Raw genomic sequence first — 958 nt, 5'->3', positions numbered from 1 at the left:
CGACGCGGCCCTGCCCCGACGCCGGTCCGGTCGGGGCGCTGGAGGGTGGCGCTGGCTGGTCCTGCTGGGCGGCGGTCTGTACCTCTGGCGAGACGCGGGCGCGCGCGAGCGCGTCCTGACCTGGGCGCGCGAACGCACGGGAAGCGCGTCCGGGGACAACACCACGCATTCCTACGCGCAGCAGGCGGCGGACCTCACCCGCGATCCCGACGCGCTCGGGCAGGACCTGCGCGACCGCAGCGAACACCGACGCTGAGCTCGTTCGAGGAGGGCGGCCCCCGGTTTGGGAGGGGGCCGCCCTCCTCATCTGAAGTCGGTTTGAGCGTTTTTTGCGACGCGCGCCGTACAGTGACGGTCCGACCCTTCCCGCCGACCGTCAGGAGCCGCCCGTGACCCACCCCACCCACGATCGCCGCCCCGAACCTCCCACCGTGCCTCCCGGAGGCCTCAGCCGATCCGCGAGGCTCGCGCTGCGCGAACGCATCCTGCGCTGGTACGAGGCTGCGCCGCACACGCCGGATCGGCTCAGCACCGCCCTCACGCTCCTGCACGACCTCGAAGGGCCCGACACGTCCCTGGAGCCCTGGCGCCGCTTCCCCCGCAATTTCTGAAGGCCGCCCCCACGGGTCCGTGTGGCAGCATGTGCGGGTGTCCAGCGCTCCCTCCGTCCCGGGTACGTCACCGTCCCGCGCCCTCACCGCCGGACTGCTGCTCGTGATCCTCGCGGTGGCGTTCGAATCCATGGCCGTCTCCACCGTGCTCCCGCGCGTCGCGCGTGACCTCAGCGGGCTCGCGCTGTACGGCTGGGCGTCGAGCGCGTTCCTGCTGTCGAGCCTGTTCGGCGCGGTCCTCGCCGGGACCGTCACGGACCGACGCGGCGCCGCGTTCTCGGCGGGCGCTTGCCTCGTCGTGTTCGCGGCGGGCCTGGTGGTGGCCGGGCTCGCGCCGAGCATGGCGG

General features: G+C 73.6%; 2 protein-coding genes and 1 pseudogene. All 3 read left to right on the top strand.

Going from position 1 to position 958, the window contains the following annotated elements; all coding sequences use genetic code 11:
- A partial coding sequence (locus DEIPI_RS39995) for a hypothetical protein (RefSeq protein ID WP_045234421.1) occupies positions 1-256 on the top strand: 256 nt, incomplete at its 5' end.
- 133 nt (positions 257-389) lie between these two features.
- Positions 390-611 carry a hypothetical protein gene (locus tag DEIPI_RS0114980; protein WP_157463685.1) on the top strand — a complete coding sequence of 74 codons (222 nt, stop codon included), beginning with the start codon at positions 390-392 and terminating at the stop codon, positions 609-611.
- Between the two features lie 37 nt (positions 612-648).
- Positions 649-958: pseudogene (locus DEIPI_RS39990) on the top strand (MFS transporter); the annotation flags it as partial.

It is taken from the genome of Deinococcus pimensis DSM 21231, assembly GCF_000519345.1.
Taxonomy (GTDB): domain Bacteria; phylum Deinococcota; class Deinococci; order Deinococcales; family Deinococcaceae; genus Deinococcus_A; species Deinococcus_A pimensis.
This window is presented reverse-complemented; position numbering and strand designations above follow the sequence as displayed.